17 protein-coding genes and 2 pseudogenes are annotated in these 21,329 nt (G+C 41.8%); 5 read left to right on the top strand and 14 right to left on the bottom strand.

The features are described from left to right. Positions 1-92: 92 nt before the first annotated feature. From ACZ43I_RS05450 to ACZ43I_RS05470, 5 genes are all read right to left on the bottom strand, one after another. A complete protein-coding gene (locus ACZ43I_RS05450; RefSeq protein WP_344702051.1) occupies positions 93-1,199 on the bottom strand; it encodes a glycosyltransferase family 2 protein in 1,107 nt (368 codons plus the stop codon). Between the two features lie 45 nt (positions 1,200-1,244). Beyond that, positions 1,245-2,744: a phytoene desaturase family protein gene (locus ACZ43I_RS05455; RefSeq protein ID WP_344702053.1), complete on the bottom strand. Its 1,500-nt coding sequence runs from the start codon at positions 2,742-2,744 to the stop codon at positions 1,245-1,247. Between the two features lie 98 nt (positions 2,745-2,842). Next, entirely contained in the window at positions 2,843-3,316 is a 474-nt protein-coding gene (locus tag ACZ43I_RS05460; RefSeq protein ID WP_344702055.1) for a glycosyl-4,4'-diaponeurosporenoate acyltransferase CrtO family protein, read from the bottom strand. Positions 3,317-3,404: 88 nt separating this feature from the next. Further along, complete coding sequence (locus ACZ43I_RS05465) at positions 3,405-4,895, bottom strand: phytoene desaturase family protein (RefSeq protein WP_344702057.1); 1,491 nt, start codon at positions 4,893-4,895, stop codon at positions 3,405-3,407. A gap of 246 nt (positions 4,896-5,141) precedes the next feature. Next, positions 5,142-5,645 (bottom strand): ferritin, encoded by a 504-nt coding sequence (locus ACZ43I_RS05470; RefSeq protein ID WP_344702059.1) that lies wholly within the window; start codon positions 5,643-5,645, stop codon positions 5,142-5,144. A gap of 239 nt (positions 5,646-5,884) precedes the next feature. Between ACZ43I_RS05470 and ACZ43I_RS05475 the strand changes: the two genes are divergently transcribed. Both ACZ43I_RS05475 and ACZ43I_RS05480 read left to right on the top strand, forming a co-directional pair. Then, positions 5,885-6,802 carry an ABC transporter ATP-binding protein gene (locus ACZ43I_RS05475; protein WP_344702061.1) on the top strand — a complete coding sequence of 306 codons (918 nt, stop codon included), beginning with the start codon at positions 5,885-5,887 and terminating at the stop codon, positions 6,800-6,802. Then, a complete protein-coding gene (locus ACZ43I_RS05480) occupies positions 6,795-7,757 on the top strand; it encodes an ABC transporter permease (RefSeq protein WP_344702063.1) in 963 nt (320 codons plus the stop codon). The genes ACZ43I_RS05475 and ACZ43I_RS05480 overlap by 8 nt, the downstream gene beginning before the upstream one ends. A gap of 97 nt (positions 7,758-7,854) precedes the next feature. Here the strand turns inward: ACZ43I_RS05480 and ACZ43I_RS05485 are convergent, their stop codons facing one another. Further along, the gene (locus tag ACZ43I_RS05485) at positions 7,855-9,105 is read right to left on the bottom strand and encodes an amidohydrolase family protein (RefSeq protein WP_344702065.1); all 1,251 of its coding nucleotides are present in this window, start codon (positions 9,103-9,105) and stop codon (positions 7,855-7,857) included. Between the two features lie 74 nt (positions 9,106-9,179). Continuing rightward, positions 9,180-9,539, bottom strand: coding sequence for a Lin0512 family protein (locus tag ACZ43I_RS05490; RefSeq protein WP_344702067.1), 360 nt, complete (start codon positions 9,537-9,539; stop codon positions 9,180-9,182). Between the two features lie 305 nt (positions 9,540-9,844). On the opposite strand from ACZ43I_RS05490, the gene fdhA reads away from it, so the two are divergent. Next, positions 9,845-11,053 carry a formaldehyde dehydrogenase, glutathione-independent gene (gene fdhA, locus ACZ43I_RS05495; protein ID WP_344702069.1) on the top strand — a complete coding sequence of 403 codons (1,209 nt, stop codon included), beginning with the start codon at positions 9,845-9,847 and terminating at the stop codon, positions 11,051-11,053. Between the two features lie 93 nt (positions 11,054-11,146). Here the strand turns inward: fdhA and ACZ43I_RS05500 are convergent, their stop codons facing one another. Further along, positions 11,147-11,635, bottom strand: a complete 489-nt coding sequence (locus ACZ43I_RS05500; protein WP_344702071.1) for a small multi-drug export protein — start codon at positions 11,633-11,635, stop codon at positions 11,147-11,149. A 167-nt stretch (positions 11,636-11,802) separates the two neighbouring features. Between ACZ43I_RS05500 and ACZ43I_RS05505 the strand changes: the two genes are divergently transcribed. Together ACZ43I_RS05505 and ACZ43I_RS05510 are read left to right on the top strand one after the other, a co-directional pair. Beyond that, a complete protein-coding gene (locus tag ACZ43I_RS05505) occupies positions 11,803-12,084 on the top strand; it encodes an N-acetyltransferase (RefSeq protein ID WP_344702073.1) in 282 nt (93 codons plus the stop codon). A gap of 78 nt (positions 12,085-12,162) precedes the next feature. Further along, positions 12,163-12,477: pseudogene (locus ACZ43I_RS05510) on the top strand (toprim domain-containing protein); the annotation flags it as partial. A 181-nt stretch (positions 12,478-12,658) separates the two neighbouring features. On the opposite strand, the gene ACZ43I_RS05515 reads toward ACZ43I_RS05510, so the two are convergent. From ACZ43I_RS05515 to ACZ43I_RS05540, 6 genes and pseudogenes are all read right to left on the bottom strand, one after another. Then, a complete protein-coding gene (locus ACZ43I_RS05515) occupies positions 12,659-15,010 on the bottom strand; it encodes an AAA family ATPase (protein ID WP_344702075.1) in 2,352 nt (783 codons plus the stop codon). Then, positions 14,997-15,713, bottom strand: coding sequence for an ABC-three component system middle component 1 (locus tag ACZ43I_RS05520; protein ID WP_344702077.1), 717 nt, complete (start codon positions 15,711-15,713; stop codon positions 14,997-14,999). Before ACZ43I_RS05520 ends, ACZ43I_RS05515 begins: the two co-directional genes overlap by 14 nt. Further along, the gene (locus tag ACZ43I_RS05525; protein ID WP_344702079.1) at positions 15,706-17,160 is read right to left on the bottom strand and encodes an ABC-three component system protein; all 1,455 of its coding nucleotides are present in this window, start codon (positions 17,158-17,160) and stop codon (positions 15,706-15,708) included. Before ACZ43I_RS05525 ends, ACZ43I_RS05520 begins: the two co-directional genes overlap by 8 nt. Positions 17,161-17,303: 143 nt before the next feature. Continuing rightward, positions 17,304-19,178 (bottom strand): DNA topoisomerase 3, encoded by a 1,875-nt coding sequence (locus tag ACZ43I_RS05530; RefSeq protein WP_464761750.1) that lies wholly within the window; start codon positions 19,176-19,178, stop codon positions 17,304-17,306. Positions 19,179-19,362: 184 nt separating this feature from the next. After that, on the bottom strand, positions 19,363-20,592 hold the full coding sequence (locus tag ACZ43I_RS05535; protein WP_344703124.1) for an IS110 family RNA-guided transposase: 1,230 nt from the start codon (positions 20,590-20,592) through the stop codon (positions 19,363-19,365). Positions 20,593-20,831: 239 nt separating this feature from the next. Next, a pseudogene (locus tag ACZ43I_RS05540) lies at positions 20,832-21,068 on the bottom strand (DNA topoisomerase III); the annotation flags it as partial. Positions 21,069-21,329 lie beyond the last annotated feature (261 nt).

The following is a 21,329-nucleotide window of genomic DNA, read 5'->3' on the forward strand; positions in this document are numbered from 1 at the left end:
ATAACTCCAGTCTCCAAAAGTATAGCTGGCACTATCCCTCAATTAATAATGGGTCCTGTGGATGGGCGAGTAGGGGAGCTTAGAGACAACATTCACTTGAGGGTTATCTTCCGTCCTCTCCAATTGACGGAGCGCAGTATGTGTACCCGGAATAGGGAATATACGAATACTCCTGCAAAGAATGTAAAGAGGATAGGGTGGAAGAGGAAGATAAACCTTTTGAAATTCCCGCTTCTTCGGGCGAACCCCATCGTTTGAAATGCGTAGAGTAGATACAACAAGCCCGTGAGCACGATGGCTACTGGGTCCATTGCCACAAGGGAAGAGATCAATGCGCCGGCACTTATGAAACTGCCGGAAATCCAGATGATGGTCATCATCATGACGAGAGGGTGTGTGGATTGTGAACCGAGCGCAAAACTTTTACACCAGCCGTCTACAAGACTTTTGAATCCTTCAGGGTACATGCGGAAAGATATGACGCCTTTACCGCCAAGACAATAAACAGGTAAATCTTCATCTAGAAAAGCTTCGCCCAGTGCGAGATCATCCATTAGCGCGCCCTCGATTTTCTTATGTCCGCCTGATGCAAGGTAATCGTCCCTATTGGATAAGATGGTCGGGCCGAATGAGCCTGCTGGCTTGAATCGGCGCCCCCATATGGTGAAGACGTTCATGCCCACAATGACGATTATGTTGAAGATCGCGGATAGATTTTCATACATATCTTTGATGTGATGGAATGGCTGCAAGGATAACAGGCCCCTTGCGCCTTTTTGGCGATAGAACTCGAGCAGATGACCCAGACTATCTGGAGTGGTGAAGTGTGTGTCGGCATCGAGGAAAAGCAGCCATTCTCCTTTTGAATGCTGCACACCGTGCCAACATGCTGCTGATTTCCCGGCACCCTCCTGCGTCGCTTCATTACACAGCACGGTGGCCCCGAAAGATTGCGAGATGGACATTGTATCGTCCATAGAGTCATCATCGACGACCAGCACTTCAAATGCTTTGAAATTCTGATGCTGCAAGGATTCTAATAGGGCGGGGATCCTTTCCGCTTCATTCCTTGCCGGAATGATGATGGATACAAAAGGCATGTTGGCATGCCTCCCTTGGCTGTGAGGAAGTGGCAGCTGCCAAAACATGAGGATCCCCACCAGAATTGTGAGTAGCCCCAATATGATACTGACCATCATAAATTGTTCCCTCTCTTCATTCAGTGATCATTCGTGGTTCATATTTCATCTGTCATCCTGCATGAGTGCGTCTGTCGCAATCTTTGCAGACATCAGTACAATCGGCACGCCTGCACCTGGGTGCGTGCTGCTGCCTATGAAGTACAAATTGTCACAGCTCGGCGACTTGCTTTGCGGGCGTTTATGGATACTTTGTGAAAGGGTAGGCTGGAGCCCGAAAGCAGCCCCATTATACGCATTGAATCTGGATGCGAATTCATGTGGTGTGAAATGGGTTTCGGTGACGATTTCCTGCTCAATGTTCTCGAAGCCCTTTATTTTCTTCAGAGTATCCAGGATATATGTGCGGTAGTAATCAATCGTTTCATCATTCCACTCATAGTCTGCTGTGGCGACATCCGATACCGGCATCAGTATATACAGTCCATCTTTGCCTTCCGGTGCAAGCGTGGGGTCGAGTTTCGATGCAATATAGACATAGAATGATGCATGTTCGAGCTTCTTGCCATCAAAAATATCCTGCATGTTCTTCTCAAGCTTTTCATTGAAGATGAAGTTATGGACATGCTCGACGTCTTCGTACTTCCGGTCCATTCCCAAATACAGCAGGAAGCCGGAACAGGAGTATTTCATACCCTCAATCTTCTTGTCTGTGAATTTCCCCTTGGCCTTAGGTGCTTTCACCAGATGCTTCATCGCATACGGAAAATCTGCGTTGCAGACGACAAAATCCGCTTCGACCTTCCTATCATCTATAATGATGCCATCTGCCTTATTGTTGTCGATGGTTATTTCCTGCACCGCGCTTCCGTAGTGCACCACACCGCCAAGTTCTTCAAAAAGCCTTTCCATGGACGATGCCATCGTATACATGCCGCCTTTAATGAACCATATCCCATATAAAAATTGAATCATTGGGATCATCGAATAGAAAGAGGGGCCATTAAATGGGGACACTCCGATATACAATGTCTGGAAACCGAAGATCTGTTTTAGGCGTTCACTTTCAATATACCTTCCGATGAAATTATCAGCAGTGCCGACCAGTTTCACCTTTGGTGCTTTTTTAATCATGGAAAGGTTATAGACATCCTTTCTGTTATAGAAAGGTCGATTAAGGATGTTTTCCATGGCAAAAGTATAGCCTTTATATATATCACTCATATAGTGAAGGAAGCCTTCGACATCCGCTTCATTGATGGCATTGATGGTTTTGGTCAATGCAGTCAGATCGGATGAGATGTCTATCGGTTCATCGGGCTTATCGCTGAAGTAGACCCGATACATGGGATCCAATTTCTCCATAGGGATATAGTCATCAGGGTCACGTCCGCACAGCTCGAACACTTCCCGGTATAATTCCGGCATCATGACGATGCTCGGGCCGAGATCAAATTGATACCCATCCTTTTCTATGCGGTTCATTTTTCCGCCCGGAGTGGATGCCTTCTCATGGATTTCCACCTGATAGCCGGCGTACTGCAGTCTGATGGCGCTTGCCAGTCCGGCAACCCCGGCCCCGATGACGATCACTTTTTTACTCATGGTTATTCCCCGTTCCTAAAGCATATTCAATCCTGTTTATATTGTAATGCGCTGTGTACAGTGTTTTGGTATGTAGGCCGACAGTTGAAGCTGTCTGTTTATGACAACATCTTTTCAATGCGGCCGCGGTTGTACCGCTGGGTGATGATGAAGGGGAGGTTGAAGACGACTGCATAGACGATCATCAGAAAACCTGCCAGAGGCGGATTCCATAAAAAGAACAGTGGAGCGGGTAGAATGGATGCCCAGTGCGTCAGCTCGGCCCGCTTCGTCTCTTCGGCAAAAGTCTTAAGCTCTGATCGATTCACCCCGTGCAACGTCTTTTTCTGATACCCTTTTTTAAATAGGGAAGCGCCGTCGATCAATCTGCCTTTCCATGATTTCACGCGGAATAGGCGATGCCAAAGATTTCCTGAATCTTCCCATCGATAGATGCGCGACCAGAAAGCATTGTTCTGAAAAGAAGCAAGCGGCAGTTTGAAGCACAAGACTGAAATGATCATATGGAAAAAGAACCATGCGATTATATCAAGGATGATGGTCCAAAATAGGGGGAGCGAGATCATTTGCATGGCTTGGCCTCCTAATCGCTTTTATTATTCGAAACAGGCTTCTGTACCCCTGCCTTTAACACTAGGGTGATTCCAGGGGAGTTGGGCATCACTCTTCCTCTGAATCCCTTTTGACAATCTTATCGGCAACATGCTGACCACTCAGCGTCACCATCGGCATACCGCCGCCTGGATTGACCGTGCCGCCGACAAAGTAGAGGTTATTATAGTGGGGGCTTTGCTTCGGGTGTTTGAACCCTTTATTCTTTTTACGGTCCGATAGGGTGCCGTAGATCGCCCCGCGGTCTGATCCATATGCGCGCTCGATGTCTTCTGGTGTCCATATATCTTTTGTGACAATGTTCTGCCGAAGGTCCTGAAGGCCCATCCTTTCAAGCTTGATCAAGGTTTGTTCCGCAAACCGCTCATAGTCTTCAGCGGTAAAAGGTTCATCCTGGATATATGGGATGTGGGGGAGGACCTTCAAGTTTTCATGGCCTGGCGGGGCCTGGTTTGGATCGGTCTTATTGACGTTGACGAGATAGATGACGGGGTCATCCGGCAGTTCATGGCGTTGGAATATCTTGTTCATCTGTTTCTTCATATCTTCTGCAAAGAAGAAGTTATGATGCGCAAGCTGAGGATAGCTTTTCTTTACCCCCAGATGCATGATGAGTCCGGAGCTGGCCGGTTCGAATTTCTTTTTTATCTTCTCGACATAATCCTTGTTCCCCCCGATCAGCTTTTCGTAGGTCGGGATGACTTCCATATTCGAGACGTAGTAGTCTGCCTGCAAGTCTGTGCCGTCTTCCAAAGCAGCGCCGATGATTTTGCCATCTTCATAGTGGAGGGCCGTAATCTGCTGGCCGGTATGGAATGTCACGCCGACCTCTTCGGCGAGCTGCACAAGCCCTTTGGCAAGATTACCCAGACCGCCCGGCACATACCACACGCCCTGGTCATGCTGCATATATATCATCATGTTCAATACAGCAGGCGCATCGTAGGGGGAGGACCCGACATATTTGATGAAATAGGACAGCATATCCTTCAATTGGTCATTGCTGATCCGCCTGTCGATGCCCTGATAGATCGTCGAGAATAGATCGAAGCCCTTCAAAGTGCTGATCAACCCCTGGTACTCCATGATGTCCTTCTTATCATCGACCCCTTTGAAGTAGCTGTTCTCGGTCGTATGGTAAAGCTTCTTGGAATACGCAAGCAGATCTTCATACTGTTTAATATCCTTATCACTCAATGATGGATTCTGCTCGCGCATATCTTTTAGATCCTCATACAGATCGATGACATTGCCATCCGGGAAGAAGGAGCGCCACTGGTGGTCGAGCTTAATGGTCGGCACGTAATCTGCCATCCTTTTCTCGCTATTAGTAAATAGCGTTTCAAATACTTTCGGCATGGTCAGAATGGAGGGACCAAGATCAAACCCGAAGCCATCCTGCTCCAGACGATTCACCTTCCCGCCCAAGTGGTCATTCTTTTCATATAGAGATACCTTGTATCCTTTTTGGGCCAGGGAAATCGCTGCAGACAGGCCGCCGAGCCCGCCGCCGATTATCAATACGCTTTTTTGTGGCATTCGACACATCTCCTTATATAGAAACGATTAGTTACACTGTATTACGCATCTTACGTTTACAGCAATGATATCACAGTGATTGAGTGTACAGAATTATTATAATTATCTAGATGATTTTAAATATCTATCTTAATTTATATACCGTAACCGTAGAAAATTGATGGAATTGATCATCCAAAATGGTATAAAAAGACGATTCATGCAGTCGTTCACATGAATCGTCCATTTGTCATTTCCGGTTGATTATTATTTGCCGCCGTCGAAACTACGTTTGGCGAGCTCCCGTTCATAGATGAAGAGGGCATTGTTGTCGTCTTTGATGCGCTCGATATAGTCGATATGGCGCTCGAATGTGGCTTCTTCCTCAACCTGTTCATCGAGGAACCATCTGACGAAGGACAGTGTCGCATATTCTTTTTCTTCAGTCGCGATATCAGAAATAGTGTAGAAGGATTCCGTCACTTCCCTCTCTTGTGCCAATCCTGCCTTGAAGGTGTCGATGATAGAATCATAATTCACTTTTGGAGCAGGAATCTCTTTAAATGTGGCGTGCACGCTGCGATCATTTAAATAATTATAGAGCTTCATGGCATGGAAGCGTTCCTCTTCCGCCTGCTGAATATAAAAGTTCGCAAAACCATCATAACTTCTATGCTCGCAATAAGCGGCCATAGCCATATACTCGTGAGCTGCCGCAAATTCATTATTCATCTGATCATTCAATTTTTCTGTAAGTTTTTCCGATAACATACTATAAACACTCCCTTTAGACGATTTAGTTATATTTACCCTCTTCTGATCAAATATATCATTTTTAAGAACAAAAATTTAATGTCGTCCCTTTATCCCTTCAGCAATAGAGGGAGGACTTCCAGCAATCAGTTAAATCGAAAAAATCACTGAAAAACAGAATTTCTTGTGATATCATTTAATTTGTCAATTATTTGAATTCCGAATAATATTTTAAACGAATGAAAGGAGTGTAATGTATGCCGGAATCTACAGTGGCCATTACGGAGCTGAATAAAAAGATCGGACGTAAAACCATCATTAAAGACCTTGATTTTACCGTGCGTCCGGGAGAAGTATTTGGCTTCATTGGACCCAATGGAGCAGGCAAGACGACGACCATCCGAATGATGGTTGGGCTCATGGGCATCACAAGCGGGGATGTGATCATCCAAGGCAACAGCATCAAAAAGAACTACAAGCAAGCAATCAGTGAGGTCGGTGCCATCGTCGAAAACCCTGAAATGTACCCGTTCATGACCGGTTGGCAGAACTTGAAGCACTTTGCCCGCATGTCACAAGGTGTGACACAGGAACGCATCAATGAAGTGATCCGTCTCGTGGGCCTTGAAAATGCGATCAAAACGAAAGTGGCGAAGTATTCTTTAGGGATGCGCCAGCGTCTCGGCATCGCCCAGGCTCTGCTGCATAACCCATCGGTCCTCATATTGGATGAGCCGACGAACGGCCTTGACCCCTCAGGCATAAGGGAAATACGCAGATACATACGTAAGCTGGCGGTTGAGGACGGTGTTTCTGTCATCGTCTCGAGCCATCTATTGAGCGAAATCGATCTGATGTGCGACCGCATCGGGGTCATTAAAAATGGTGAAATCATCGCCATCAAGGACTTGAACGAAGTAGATGAAACAAAGGTGCATACCGTCAAACTCACCCTCGAGCCAAAGGAGCAGGCGATCGAACTGCTCAAGCTTGAAGAGACAATTAAAATAGTGGATACGACCGATCAGATTCAAGTTGAAATGAACCAGTCCGACATCCCGCAACTGATCACAAAACTGGTGGCCGAAGACATCGCCGTTTATGGTGTGGATGCGGCCAAATCAACATTGGAAGAACGATTCCTCGAGATGATTGGAGAGAATGTCATTGAATAGAATAATGAGCCTGATCAGAAACGAACTGTCGAAAATCTACATCATGAAATCAACTTGGATTATGTACGCCTTCCTGTTGGCAGCGGTCGTCTTCAGCCTGGTGATGAACACCGTCACCGATTCGGTTGACACTGAAACGTCCTATTCGGACGACTGGAAGACCGAGCTCGAGGAAGAGAACGAGACGCTGATGCAGGAGATCGAAGATGAAAAGGAAGAAGATCCGTTCATTGAACAGAGAAATATGCAGCAGATAGAGGAGAACACCTACAGAATCGATAATGATGTGCGGCCTTCCGGCTATCATGCCGGCAATTTCGTTTTGGATAATCTATTCGGCTCTTCGCTGATCAACCTGTTCACCATCATTGTTGCAGGAGGGATTGTGGCCAATGAGTTCAGATGGGGCACCATCAAGCAACTGCTGATCCGCCCGATCCCGAGAGCGACGATCTTGTTGTCGAAATATATAGCTGTATTGTTGTTTGCGTTGTTGACCATGTTGAGCCTGCTCGTGATGACTTTTATCATCGGTGCAATCATGTACGGATTGCCATCAGCTGGTCCGGAAACGTTAGTGAACCGACCTGAAGGCCTGTCCCATAACGGCGTGATGTCCGAAATAATGCTCCAATACGGATTTAAGCTGATAAACATAATCGTGCTCGCAACGTTTGCATTTATGATATCGAGCATATTCAGGAGCAGTGCCCTGGCGATCGGCATTTCGATGTTCCTGATGTTCGCCGGCACGACGGCTTCAGTGGCCATGTCCCAGTACGCCTGGTCTAAATTCGTACTGTTTGCCAACACCGACCTGGCGGTCTACTTCAACAGCATGGGGCCGATAAGGGAAGAGATGACCATAGGGTTCTCAGTTGCGGTCATTGCCGTCTATATGCTCATCTTCATCGTTGCGGCGTGGAGTGTCTTCACTAAACGCGACGTCACATAACCACTAGGAACACGTAACGAGATAAATCCCGTCACATGTTTAATTGCATATGCCACAAAGAAAGGACACCTGCTATTCAGCAGGTGTCCTTTAATGGTTATAGATCTTTCAGCAGCTCATGAGCCGCTTCATTTTTGCGTGGCGCCCTTTTGAAGAGATATTCGCCATTACGTACAGAACAGAGTACTTCCGCTCTCTCACGGATGGCTTCGTATGCGTCTTGTGCATCGAGTACGATGAAGTTGGCCGGATTCCCCACTTCCAACCCGTACGCTTCAATGTTCATGACTTTCGCGCCATTATAGGTGATGAGATCGAACGCTTTGTTGATCTCATCGATGTGGGTGTAGTGGGCGAGATGGATGCCGTTATCGAGTATATTCATCATGTTTCCGTTGCCGAGCGGATACCAGTAGTCGGCTATGGAGTCTTGTGCGAACGCGACCGTGTTGCCGTTTTCCAGGAGCTCTTTGACGCGCGTCAGTCCCCGACGCTTCGGATAGGAATCCGCGCGTCCCTGGAGGTGGGCATTCTCTGTGGGACATGAGATGAAATTGATCTGGGACGCCTTGAACAGTCCCATCATCTTCGATGCATAGGAGCCATCGACCGAGCCGAAGCTGCATGTGTGGCTCGCCGTCGTTTTCGGGCCGTAGTCCTGTTCCATGGCGAGTGCATTCAGCACTTCCAGGAAGCGGCTGTTGGGATCATCGTTTTCGTCACAGTGGATATCTATCATGACGTCGTATTTGACCGCCAAGTCCACAATGCGCCTCAATGATTCGACGCCGTATTCATAGGATATTTCAAAGTGGGGGATGCCACCGACGACATCAGCGCCCATGGTCAATGCTTTCTCAACCAGCTGTTCTGCGCCTTCGTACCGGAAGAACCCTTCCTGTGGAAACGCGACGAGCTGGAGCGTGACAACATCCCTCAGCTCTTCTTTGAGCTTCAGCAGTGCCTTCATGCCGGTGAGGTTGGGGTCGGTCACGTCGACATGCGTCCGGATGTATTGTACACCGTGGTTCATTTCTTTACGGATGCCCTCTAATGCACGTTCGCGTACCATTTCCTCGGTCAATGACTTCTTGTTGTCGCTCCATCTCTGTATCCCTTCGAACAGGGTGCCTGAGCGGTTTGCGTTGCCTTCGCCCAATCCGGAAAAAATATAATCCAGATGGAGGTGTGGGTCGACGTAGGGTGGCAGTACCAATTTCCCTTCAAGATCAGTAACGGTGTCGACTTCTCCAACATCCGGCGCGATTGATTTGAACTTCCCGTCGTCGACCAGAATTTGCTGGGGCCCTTCTGTTCCATAAATGTTGGCGTTGATGAATTTCTTCATTGCGATTTACCTCGTTTCTGTTATTGCTTGATTCAATTTTATTATATTTATCCGATAACCATATTAATTATCGATCAATACCCAACTTCTACGACCGCATTGACGATATACATCAGATCATTTTTATCATTCTGGTCTTCCAGATAGATGCCGCTTGAAGTGGCAAGACCGCCGTCAAGCAGTTCAACTGTAACCGTACCGTACGGAATCATACCTTTGACCGCTTCAACATCCAGGCGATCATGATCCATCGGCAGACCAAGCTTCACATTCACCTTCATGTTGGAGAGGTTGTTCTCAGGCAGTATGTTTCTGATGCCCGGCATCGAATTATAATGTAGGGCATTCTCCACAGCCCTACGGGCCGCCACATTTATATCCTGGCCATGCACGTCGGTGCCGGTGCCTGTTTCGATGAAAACAAGTTGTTTCATAATCAACACTCCCTGTATCATTTTTTGTATCCACCATTACTATACCGTTTATGGTGGCGTAGGAACAAATTTTTCGGGCAATTAAAAGCTGTACACCTGTAAGTTATAATTTGACTGAATATTCAGAAGGGTATAAGATGGATATATGTTCCATATTTTGGACTTATGTAAAGCGGATAAAGCCATTCGGCTTATCATATAAAAACCTTGGAAAGGAGATGAAATTTAAGCACCTTGTCGCTCTTGCATTAAGCTGTTCAACAAAACATATTACGCAGTGCTTGTGCACTGTCAGGAGGGGTATCATGCAAGGAAACCGTGGTGTAGTCTATACAGGTAATGGTAAAGTTGAAGTTCAGGATATCAGTTATCCCGATCTCGTATTGAGGGATGGGCCGGGTGTGCCGAAGGAAAACGTCGGCAGGAAATGTGAACACGGCGTCATCCTGAAAGTCATTACAACAAACATATGCGGCAGTGACCAACATATGGTAAGGGGACGGACCACTGCACCGGAAGGAATGGTGCTCGGTCATGAAATACTGGGAGAAGTGATTGAGGTCGGCCGTGATGTCGAATTCGTCAAGAAGGGCGATATCGCATCTGTACCGTTCAACATAGCGTGCGGCCGTTGTGTAATGTGCCGTGAACAGAAGACGCATATCTGCCTGAATACAAACCCTGAACGGCCAGGCGCCGCATATGGGTATGTCGACATGGGTGGGTGGGTCGGTGGCCAATCCGAATACGTGATGGTGCCATATGCCGACTTCCAGCTGCTCGTCTTCCCGGATAGGGAAGTCGCAATGGAGAAGGTGCTGGATCTGACGATGCTGTCGGATATATTCCCGACAGGCTATCATGGTGCATACTCTGCAGGCGTCAGGACAGGCTCGACCGTCTACATCGCCGGTGCTGGCCCTGTCGGCCTGGCAGCAGCCCATTCAGCGCAACTGCTCGGAGCATCTAGGGTAATTGTCGGTGATCTGCAGGACGATCGCCTCAAACAGGCGGAGAGCTTCGGCTGTGAGACAATCAACGTTTCTAAGCATGACCGTTTGGGCGAACAGATCGAAAATATCCTCGGCACCGATCAAGTCGACTCTGCTGTGGATGCGGTCGGATTCGAAGCTTATGGCCAGGAAGGTGAAGACAAACCAGCAGCGGTATTAAACAGTATAATGGACGTCACCTCTGCCGGTGGCAGCCTTGGCATTCCAGGGTTGTATGTTACAGAAGACCCAGGTGCAAAGGATAAAGATGCACAGCAGGGAAGCCTAAAGGTCCGTTTCGGTCTGGGTTGGGCGAAGGCACATACATTCGTCACCGGACAGACGCCTGCAATGAAATACAACCGCGATCTGATGAAGGCGATACTATCAGGCCGAGCGGAAATCGCGAAAGCCGTTAATGCGACTGTCATCAGCCTTGATGAAGCACCAGGCGGTTATGAGGACTTCGACAAAGGAGCGGCTAAGAAGTTCGTCATCGACCCACATGGCGCACTCAAATAAATAGGCCACTCAATTTAAAAAAACCTGGATGAAGTAATCCCTTCATCCAGGTTTTTCTGCGTCTTCCGGCAAACGTGGAAACGTTTGAAGTCGTTATTCGATGATTTTTTTAAGGAACTGCTTGTCTTCAAGCTCAAGGAAGTCCACACCGAATAACACAAGAATGGAAATTCCAGCCGTCCACAAGATGACGCTCGCCGTCACCCACCAGAATGTCGCTTTCCTGCTGCCTCCGAGAATGACTGCCATCAGGGCAGTGAAGTGGCTGCCGACGAAGAAGGGGCCGATGAACGCCAGACCCGGCAGACCATATTTATGCCAGATCTTCTCGGCACGCTGTGATTTACCTGAGCCATTTTTGCCTTTCGCTTCCCGTCGCCTCAAGTACCAATTTTTAACCCGGTCGATTACTACGACGAGCAGCAGCAATGTGACCAGATTGCCGATGATGCCGATGAGCAGGGTCATCGGGAAGTTCATGCCGCTCAGTATGCCAAGCGGTACGATGACGAATGATTCGAACAGTGGCACTGCAGAGAGCACAAAGACGAAAAAGTAGGCGATAAGTAGAGATGAATTCATGACTTTCCTCCAAACCATGCAGCATTATAGAGACAGCATCGATGTTTTATATTTCTCCAATCATACACGAATGCGGGTATCCCATCAAAGGAAGCACACTTTCTGGCATGCTTATCAACTCCTATAAAAGGGAATAAACTACTATCATTCAGGTGAGGAGGATTAAGATGGCAGTGGATATCAAAAAAGGTGAAAATATGCTGTTTGTCGGGGAGGATGAGCTCGATCCCCAGGCTAAAATGGTTTTCGAAACGGACGCAGAAGGGGACTATGTCGTGACACATACAGAAGTGTCAAGCGACATGGACGGGGAAGGCATCGGCACACAGCTTGTAGAAACCATGGCTGATTTGGCGGCTCAGGAGAAACGCAAGATTACACCGCGCTGCTCCTTTACAAGGAGTGTCATGGAGAATGATGATAAGATGAGAAAAATGATTAAAGATTAAAATGCACGCCGGGGATGAATATTCCCCGGCATTTTATGTATAATGGATGGCAGTGAAAAAATGAAAGGATGAAGGATAGTGGCAAAAAGTGTCGTACTCGCCGAAAAACCATCCGTAGCGCGGGATATAGCGAAAGTGTTGAACTGTCATAAAAAAGGCAATGGATTTTTAGAGGGGGATAAATATATTGTAACGTGGGCGCTCGGTCATCTTGTGACACTGGCCGACCCTGAAAGCTACGATCAGAAATACAAGACATGGAACCTCGATGACCTCCCGATGCTCCCGGATCCGCTCAAGTTGACTGTCATCAAGAAAGCGGGCAGGCAATTCAATGCTGTAAAGTCACAGCTGATACGTAAAGATATAGATAAAATCATCATCGCAACGGATGTTGACGTATCTCTATAAAAATTTATGTACAGTACCTCAAATATTATCCACCTTATAATGTTACTAGGTATACAATAGTATTTTATTAGCTGTACATAAAGGAAACATGCACATAAATCTATATATTTTTATTATTTATGTGCACTTTTCTTATTTTAATAGATTTAAATAGATTTAAAAACTATCTAGTACTCATCTCTCTAACATTAATTCGGGTAGTCTGAAATCCAGCTTTGTCAAATTTATATCGTGTATAAAGTGAAACTTGGTCACTATGTGTAGATAATATAACTTGATAGTTTTTAAAGTCATTTTTGAGTAATTCTATAAAAGATACCATATTCATTTCATCCATAGTTTGAACAGGGTCATCGATTAAGAGTGTTTTGATTCCATTATGATTATAAACTTTATTTAAAGATAATGTTAGAGCCAAAATAGTGGCAGATAATTGACCAGAACTAAAAGTATGCACTATATCATGATCAGTACCTTCTGGAGGAACAAACCTAAGAGTATTAATTTTTGACTCATTTTGTCTATTATCATAGAGAAATACACCTATACCACGTTGATAGTGCTGAAGGATTTTACCAGTATATATGAAGAAGGGTACTTCTATTTCTGATATCATTTCTGAATTATGAAGGTTTATTTGTTTATTATATACATCTAAGGATCTTTTAATAGATTCATACGCTTCTTTGAGTTTGTTATGTTTCTCAATCAACTTAGTGTACTCCTGATATTTTTGGTTAGATTGTAAAAAATATAAATAATTAATATAAGCTTTCTTTTGTTCAAATTTTGAGGTTTGAATCTTGTCGATTAAAGAATCATCTTTCTTAAATGTATTTATATATAGATCTTTCGATTCTTCAAATATTGTGGAATCAAATGAGTTATTATCATTCAGTTTTTCTTTAAGTCTATTTTTCAAAACGTTAGCTTTCTGTGAGAGGTCATCAAAATTATCCAGCTGTTTATATACTAAATCGTTGATATCGATACCTAGACTATTAAATGTTTCTGCAACTTCCTCTTTATTAAAGCCTTTATCATCGTACATTTTTAAATGTGAGTAGATTTCATCATCTATGAGTTTACTACTATACGTTTCTATATCTATTACTAAGTTGTTTATTATATCATCGTATAATGCTTTAACATGTTGTTCTGATATCTTAGACGATTCATCTAGTTGCATTTTTAGCAATTCAGTTTGATTTGATAAAACCTTGAGTAAATTGGCATGGTTCTCCCATTCTTGACCACATAAGGGACAGGTACTATTATCAATCCCATGACTTTCAACATTATGGTTTTCTATTAAAGATTCAAAACTTCTCTTAAGTCGCTCTCGTTGGTCGAGTAAATCTTTAATCATACTTGATACCTGATTAGTATGTTTGTTTAGGTTTTGTATAAGTTTTAATCTATCATCTAACTTTTCTCTTGTGACTGGCAAGTTAAAATGTTCATATAACAAATCCCAATTAATATGTTTGTTTAGAATTTCATGGCTTTTCAGTGACTTAATAATATCACTTAGATTTCTTTTTAAATAATGCTCTGCATTAATCTTTTCCATAGATTGATGGTGATGGAAAAGTGTTATGACTTGCTCAATTTTATAATCACTATAGATTAATTCATTAATGTGATTATTCATTAAAAGTTGCTTAAAAGAAGTGAAATTACTGATAAGGTACTTTAAAGTATTAATTCTATTAAAGTAAGTCTCTTTTAGCTGAATGTTTAAATTGTTAATTACACGATTATCCCAGGACTCTTTTTGATTTACTTCATCTGGCAAAAGTTTGAAGTATTCAATTTTTTCTGCTTCTGGATTTTCACTTGGTAGATTTGTATCTCCTTCATAATCCTGTATTCTTTTAAATAGATTTCGAAGATTTTTCGACATTATATTCTTTGCTTTTTCTAATTTATTGCGTTCATTTATTTCTTTTTCTATATTAAATAAAGAACTTATTATTGCCATTCTCTCTGTTTCTGAACGCTTGAGAAAATGAGAACTATCTTCTTGTTCTATGTAATTATAGAGTCCATAAGTATTTTCAAAGTCGTTTAGGTCGATGATTTCTTTGAAAGATTCTTTTTTATTTTGGTTAGATAAATCATCTTCAATGTCATCCAATAAGTGAATTGTACTTTTAAAAAATTCAGGTCTATTCTCTTTTTTTCGATTTGATAAATGATCTATTTTGCGGCCAATAGTTACCTCGTAATTATTTTCAGCATCATCAAGTGTTACTTTTAAAATTATGGGTTGGTTTTGATCTTTAGCATATAAATAATCCTCATAACCTATATTCCCATCTGTGATTTTTGTTTGTACTGTCCTGCGTATTTGGCCAGTCAATACTAGCTCTATTGCGTCAAAAATTGAGGTTTTTCCAAAACCATTTGGCCCATCTAATATTGTAAGGTCTTTATTTTTTAAATCAATATACCAAGAGTCAATTCCTTTAAAATTTTCAATAATAAGTTCTTTAATTTTATAATTCACCATTTTCCACCTCTAAGCTTTTTAATATTTCGTCCCAACTGATACCTTCTAATGGCATATCTAAAATATTCTGTATAATATTTTTATCTATTGGTGAAATCTCTGTATCTATTTCTTCAGATAAATTAGGTAATGATTTATCATCAATATCAAGTGTTATGAATGGGAGTTTTATAATTAGTTTAGAAACAATATCATATGTCTTAGCTTCATCTGTTGATAGACTTGAACTGTCTTTTTTGAAAGCAGAGAAGAAATCTTTATCATTTATTACAGAATTAATAAATTCAATAATACTACGGCCAAGAGTTGATTCAAGAACTAATGGTTCTGATTGACCTTTAACAAAAGGCAGTACATATTTTTTGAATTTAAAAGGATCTTCTTCATACTTATAAACTAGTTTTTGAAAATCATCACTATACTGAGAAGTAGGTCTCTCCACCAATAATAACAAGGATAAATTTTTATCAATCCCGGGTATTTCATAAGCATTGAGTATATCTTCGAAAAAGTCGGAAATTATTCCATCAATATCTTCTGTTTTCAATTGATCTTCGGTAAGTTCAACAACTAAATAAAAATCAAAGAAATTTTCATCATGCCGAGTGGCAAATAAATATTCGAGACCATGTGTTTTTATTCCTAAATTTTCTATAATATTAAAATTACTTTCACTGAAAATAGATTTTATGATACTAATCATCCAAATACTCCTTTTTGAAAGTATTTATACTTATAAATTTTATATTTTTGGGATCTGTAATACTATCGCGGTTGTCATGGTCGGTAACTATATTTGAGTTAGTATCTGATTGTATCTTAGTAATGGAACCTTCGAACTCATTATCTATATCTTTATTAATATAGCCGTCAATATCGTATAGTAAAGAAAACATATCATCGTCTGTTTTTAAATTCTTTATGATACTTTCACCTCTATTTTTATAAGCACTAGGGCCACTTCCTTGAAGAGTAGAAAGGCTGAAAAATAAATGTTTTGAGTGGATGTTGTATGAAGTTTTTGGTTCTTCTGGCAGATTAATAACTTCAGCAAGTTCAATTATTGCGTGTAAAAAAATCTCACGTACTGCTGAAGGCTCCATTAAATTTCTGAGTTCTGAGAGAGTTGCCTTTTCTTTATGTTGAAGCGAGATGTGGGGTGCTAACTTTCTACATAATAAAAAAAAGTTTTCTGCGTTGAAAATTTTCAGTTGGTCTAAATGAAATTTCAATAATTCGCTAGGCTCATCCTCAAGTTCATAATCAATATAATATGTATAATATTGATCTATAATATCACTTAACAATAGGCTGGAAATAGTTTTTGGAGTTATATCAAATACACTTTTATTATTTAATATCTGAGTAAATTGTGTAAAGTCTATTAAAATTTTCCCTTCAGGGTTTTCTTTCTGGTGTTGTGACATGACTACTTCATCGATTAAGTTAATAAAGTTAGAGTACATAAACTCTCTGTTTTCCTCATTTTGAAATTGTGTGGAGTTTAAATTATCACTCTGATTAGAGTAATAAGTCTGGATTTCAATTAAAATCATATCTTTGATATCTTTGAATTTTATAGCACGTTCAAATTGAATATCTCCTTGATGAGGGAATATGCCCCCGTCTGTTGAAACTTTGAACTTTTTAAAAAGTTGATCAAATGTGTTTTCTTCAATAATTAAATCTTTGTAATCACTAAGGGACTTCTTTTTGTTACTGACATCGAAATCTTTAATTCCTGAGTATATTTCACCTTGGTCAAAGTCTTTTAGTTTTGAAGCAGTATGTAAGTTAACCTCTTTTATATTATTGTCATTTGCAAGTTTTCCCAGTAAGTCTATAATAGCAGCTTTATAACCACCAATTGTCTTCATTTCAGGTTTTGCTTTTACCTGATGAAGAGAAATATAGTTGTTACTCTCTAAGATTGAGAAATCTTCTAAGTGTTCAATCTCTAATTTTAATCTATTAATCTTATGAGCGTTTTGTCCTTGTATACAGAAGTTTATGTATTTTAAAGTTGTGTAAATCGCGACCTTTCCTTGGTATGTATAACCATTCCAACTAGAGGATGCATCGTGAGTAGTTTGGTTAACTATACTGTCTTTATTCGCATCAGATCCAGAACTTTTCATCTCATCTGCCATCTAATCCCTCCTATTTCTGAAAGAATTTCCATAAACAAATATCTTAATATTATAATCCCGTAGTTATTGAAAAATGCATTTTGACACGTTACTTAACAGTATAACTTAAAAAATGAATAAAAAACCCTCTGTTAGAGGATTTCTTATTCTTTGAGCTTGGATAATACCTCCGCAAAAGGGTTGTTTACAAATTCATTATCTTGATTATTAATATATTTATTAATATCCTTCTTAGATACCTTAGACTTCTGGTGTTTTTTTCGCCTTTTTTCAAAAGTAGATAGTTTCTCCCGGTGTCCACAAACACATGTAAATGTTTGTCCATCACCTTCACCATAGAGTTTTAATCGTTTTTTACAGTTAGGGCATCTGGCATTAGTGTTTTTATAGACGTTCTTTTTATGATTACATGATTGGTTTTTACACCTTAAAAATTTGCCCTGTCTATTTTCTATTTCTAGCATAAAATCATCACATTTAGGGCATTTAGTTCCAGTGATATTATCGTGTTTAAAAGTTTCATCCATGTTCTTAATCTGTTGAACAATATCTTTAGTATATGACTTTATTTCAGAAATGAATTGATTTTTTTCCAACTCTCCATTTTCGATTTTGAGCAGTTTATCTTCCCATTCTGCCGTTAAAGATGCGGAACGAAGATCTTCAGGGGCAAGATCCAGCAGTTGTTTCCCAGTCTTAGTTAGGTGTAGATATTTCCCTCTTTGTTCTATATACCGACCATTTATAAGCTTTTCTATTACATCAGCACGTGTTGCTACAGTACCAATTCCTCCAACAGCTTTAAGTGTCTTTGTCATTTTTTGATCAGTTTCTTCCATGTATCTAGCTGGATTTTCCATCGCTTTTAATAGTGACCCTTCTGTATGTCGTTCAGGAGGTGACATACTTCCTTCTTTAAGAAGAAGCTGACCTTTAATATGTTGCCCTTGTTTAAGGTTGCTACCTTTGTTACTTTGTTTCTCTCCGTAAATCTCTTTCCAACCTAGTTTTGTAGTTAGGTTTTCTTTAGCGACTAGTGTTTCTCCGCTTACTTCTGCTATTATTTTTATTTGTTCATATTCAAAAGGCTCGCTAAGTACTGCCAAAAATCTCTTTATTACTAAATCATATATTTTTCTTTCATTGGTATCCAATGCATCAATAAAAACAGCCTCTTCTGTTGGAATGATTGCGTGATGATCACTAACAGCTTTATCGTTTACTACTGATTTTGGTAAGTGAAAAGTTTTATGAACCAACTTACTAGCGTATTTGTTATATTCACTAACACTGCACGCTTTAATTCGGTCTTTAAGTGTCGGTACAATATCTGATGAAATTACTCGAGAGTCAGTTCTTGGATATGTTAAAACCTTATGTCTCTCATAGAGTTGCTGCATTATGCGTAACGTCTGTTTCCCGGAAAATCCGTAGATTTTATTAGCATCTCTTTGTAGCTCAGTTAAATCATATAGCTGTGGTGCAAATTTTTTCTTCTGACTCTTTTCAATAGAATTTATAATTGCTGTATGGTTATTCATTTTATTATAAAGATTGTCTGCTTGTTCCTTATTAAAAATTCTGGAATTATTTTTATCATCATTCCAGAGAAAATTTATGCCATTGTTAGACTTAAAAGTAACTTCATTATATTTTCTTGGGGTGAAGTTTTTTATTTCTTCTTCACGTTGAGCTATTATACCTACAGTTGGTGTTTGCACTCGTCCTGCAGATAATTGAGCATTAAACTTTGTAGTAAGGGCTCTTGTTGCATTTAAGCCAACGTACCAATCTGCTTCAGATCGTGCTACAGCTGCATGGTATAAGTTTTCATACTGTTTACCATCTTTTAAGTTTTTGAAGCCTTCTTGAATTGCTTTATCAGTCACTGATGAGATCCACAGTCGTTTAATTGGCTTATTTATATTAGCTTTATCTATTATCCATCTCGCAACCAATTCTCCTTCTCTTGCGCTATCGGTTGCTATAACGACCTCATTTATATCTGAACGGTTCATTTGCCTCTTTATTGAATTGAACTGTTTATTGGTTTTTTCTTACGATTAGTCAATAGATTACAAGCATATATTCCATATTTTTCATCCCTATCCAGCGGGGCGCCCCGCTGGATAGGGATGTCGGCATGCCAAATAGGCCCTGCTTTTTCAGTTTTTTCGGAGCAGGGGCTGTGGTATACTTGAGTTACGAATTGACGCAGTGGTGGGTGGCCACAGCGTAATCATATCGCTGTCCAACGGTGACAAGATGGAAGAGGCACTTCAAAAACTTGTTCACACAGGCGATGCAGGCAACCTTATGGTGTTTACCATGGGGTTGCTTTTTTAGTTTCCGATAGTAGTCCACCAGATGGTTATCCGCGTGCCTCTGGTTCCGGATCATATTCTCGATCATGTAGTACAGGATTTTCCTTAGATGCTTATTGCCGCGCCGATTGATCTTATCCTTGTACAGAAGGGTGCCGGATTGATGGCGGCGGATGTCGATGCCGGTATAGGCATTCAGCTGATTGGCCGTGTCGAACCGGCGGATGTCTCCGGCTTCAGCGATGATACGGACCGCTGTAATGTCTGCAATCCCTGGAAAGCTCTTCAGGATATGGTATTCCGCCTGTTCCTGAGACATGGCGACCATTTGCTGGATGAGCCGGTGCTTCAGCTCCAGCAGGGTCTGACAGCGTGCAGCATAGTTTCTGAGCTGTTCAATTCGGACGTCATCTGTAGACAGTGCCGGATAGGCATCTGCGGCCGCCGACATCAGCTGATCGGCTTTCTCTTCTGCGCGTTTTCGGGACTGGCGCTTCCCGGTGCTGCCGAGGATCATATTCTTCACTTTCGTTCTGGACAGCACAGTCACCCGATCCGGATGCGGAAACAGTTGGAGGATGGAAAGATACAGGTCGGAAGTTCGGGTAAAGAGCTGCTCCAGTTCCGGGAAGGTCATCTGAACCAGGGCATGGATCCGGGTTCTCAGTCGGACAATCTCCTGCTCCAATTCAGCGTAGTGGCGGGAGAGGCTGCGCATTTCTTCGTAATACCCTTCTTGAACCTGCTTGTTGCGGGGCGGATGGGTAAAACAGGCCTGGGCGAGTTTATGGGCATCACTCCGGTCCGTCTTGTGCATCCGCATGGACAGGCTCTGCATCTTGGCCGCCAGTGGATTGAGCAGCGCATACTCGAACCCGCATGCCTGCATGAAGCGTTCCAATGCCTTTGAGTAGACCCCTGTGGCTTCAAATACAATATCAGGCAGGACGCCATCCTGTTTCCGTTGCGTCTCAATCTGGATCCGGACATTATCAAAAGCCGATCTGGTATGCGTGATATCCCCTTCAAATATACAGTGCTGCCAAGCATCATAGACGACCATGTAGCTGTGTCCCATACTGACATCAAATGCGATGACACTTTTCATTTGGTTCTCCTCCTTTGTTTTAAGCAGAAGTGACCACGTATCCTCATCGATTCCCTTTTCTCATACTCGATCTCGAAGATCCCACATACTGAACCTGATTCAGATAAGGATAGTGGAGCTGGCCCGTTTTTATTCCGGATTCTAAATCCTAAAACCTCGTCGACCTGATCTCCACTCCTACTATATGAAAATAGTACCACAGGACCTGGCCGGGTCCTGTGGTACTAATCTTAGTATGTTTTTATTATAGTCGTTCTTAAATTAGAAGGAATCATAGGTAGCTCTTCTAAGTTCCAAGTTCTATATTTAGTATCGTATGATTCTGGGTCTGCAAGAGTAACTAGATGACCAAGTGCCCAAGTTATAATATACTTGTTTCCTTCTAAATAGCCATCGCCTTTTTTATTACAATCTAGTACACGTGCAATATCTCTAGCTACAGAAGGCTTTTCAGCTATAACTACACTTTTCTTCATTACTCATTCAACGTCCTTTCAAAAATGATTGATAACAATTATATCATAGGAAATATAAGGGAGGTTTTATGAAAGTTAAAAGTCATTGATTTATTTAACAACACAATTCCAAAACGATTCTGACATTTATTGCTATTACATTGTTATGAATTAGGGTTAAGTGTATTATTGAAGTGAGTTAATTCTTACATGGTAGTACTTTAATTTAGATAAAACATTTTATAGATAGTGACATTAACTTTAATGCATAAAGAATAGAGG

The organism is Salinicoccus jeotgali, assembly GCF_055379195.1.

Coding starts and splice junctions, on each gene's coding strand:
- ACZ43I_RS05450 (WP_344702051.1), bottom strand. CDS start 1,199: ATGATGGTCAGTATCATATTGGGGCTACTCACAATTCTGGTGGGGATC.
- ACZ43I_RS05455 (WP_344702053.1), bottom strand. CDS start 2,744: ATGAGTAAAAAAGTGATCGTCATCGGGGCCGGGGTTGCCGGACTGGCA.
- ACZ43I_RS05460 (WP_344702055.1), bottom strand. CDS start 3,316: ATGCAAATGATCTCGCTCCCCCTATTTTGGACCATCATCCTTGATATA.
- ACZ43I_RS05465 (WP_344702057.1), bottom strand. CDS start 4,895: ATGCCACAAAAAAGCGTATTGATAATCGGCGGCGGGCTCGGCGGCCTG.
- ACZ43I_RS05470 (WP_344702059.1), bottom strand. CDS start 5,645: ATGTTATCGGAAAAACTTACAGAAAAATTGAATGATCAGATGAATAAT.
- ACZ43I_RS05475 (WP_344702061.1), top strand. CDS start 5,885: ATGCCGGAATCTACAGTGGCCATTACGGAGCTGAATAAAAAGATCGGA.
- ACZ43I_RS05485 (WP_344702065.1), bottom strand. CDS start 9,105: ATGAAGAAATTCATCAACGCCAACATTTATGGAACAGAAGGGCCCCAG.
- ACZ43I_RS05490 (WP_344702067.1), bottom strand. CDS start 9,539: ATGAAACAACTTGTTTTCATCGAAACAGGCACCGGCACCGACGTGCAT.
- fdhA (WP_344702069.1), top strand. CDS start 9,845: ATGCAAGGAAACCGTGGTGTAGTCTATACAGGTAATGGTAAAGTTGAA.
- ACZ43I_RS05500 (WP_344702071.1), bottom strand. CDS start 11,635: ATGAATTCATCTCTACTTATCGCCTACTTTTTCGTCTTTGTGCTCTCT.
- ACZ43I_RS05505 (WP_344702073.1), top strand. CDS start 11,803: ATGGCAGTGGATATCAAAAAAGGTGAAAATATGCTGTTTGTCGGGGAG.
- ACZ43I_RS05515 (WP_344702075.1), bottom strand. CDS start 15,010: ATGGTGAATTATAAAATTAAAGAACTTATTATTGAAAATTTTAAAGGA.
- ACZ43I_RS05520 (WP_344702077.1), bottom strand. CDS start 15,713: ATGATTAGTATCATAAAATCTATTTTCAGTGAAAGTAATTTTAATATT.
- ACZ43I_RS05525 (WP_344702079.1), bottom strand. CDS start 17,160: ATGGCAGATGAGATGAAAAGTTCTGGATCTGATGCGAATAAAGACAGT.
- ACZ43I_RS05530 (WP_464761750.1), bottom strand. CDS start 19,178: ATGAACCGTTCAGATATAAATGAGGTCGTTATAGCAACCGATAGCGCA.
- ACZ43I_RS05535 (WP_344703124.1), bottom strand. CDS start 20,592: ATGAAAAGTGTCATCGCATTTGATGTCAGTATGGGACACAGCTACATG.